The sequence below is a fragment of the Pseudomonas sp. 43(2021) genome (genome assembly GCF_017490805.1).
Lineage (GTDB): Bacteria > Pseudomonadota > Gammaproteobacteria > Pseudomonadales > Pseudomonadaceae > Aquipseudomonas.
Map to the genome: position 1 here is coordinate 1 of NZ_JAFGYJ010000244.1, position 532 is coordinate 532.

At 58.6% G+C, this 532-nt stretch carries 1 pseudogene; it reads left to right on the top strand.

Going from position 1 to position 532, the window contains the following annotated elements:
• Window positions 1-532: pseudogene (locus J5M71_RS26995) on the top strand (hypothetical protein); the annotation flags it as partial.

The following is a 532-nucleotide window of genomic DNA, read 5'->3' on the forward strand; positions in this document are numbered from 1 at the left end:
CTGCAGGGCAATCCGGCACTGAAGGTTTCCGACGGTTTTCTCACCAGCTTCAGCGGATTGCAGGGCCTGGAACTGCAGGATTTTTCCCTGGGCCAGATGCCGCAAGCGCTGCAAAGCCTGCCGTCGCTGGAAACGTTGATGCTGAGCAAGTGCCAGATCACACTGGATCCTGCCGGACAAGCGGCCTTGTCCACGCTGACCCGCTTGAAATCTCTGGACTTGTACAGCAATCCGCTGCAGGTCTCGCCGGATGTGTCGGCACTGCAGAACCTGACGTTCATCGAGCTGACCAGCACCGGAATCGATAGCGTTCCTGCCGGGCTGGAACAGCTGCCGCAGCTGGAAGTTGCATTGCTGAGCGACAACAACATCATCGAAGTGCCGACCGAGCTGACGCGTTATTCCGGTCGCGGCATGGAACTGGGTGCCAACCCGTTGTCGGTTGCTTCCAGAGAACGTGTCAAAGCCGCTTTCCAGGCCAAAGCCGACAATTTCGGTGTCTGGGTCCAACAGGACGACATCGATCTGGCGC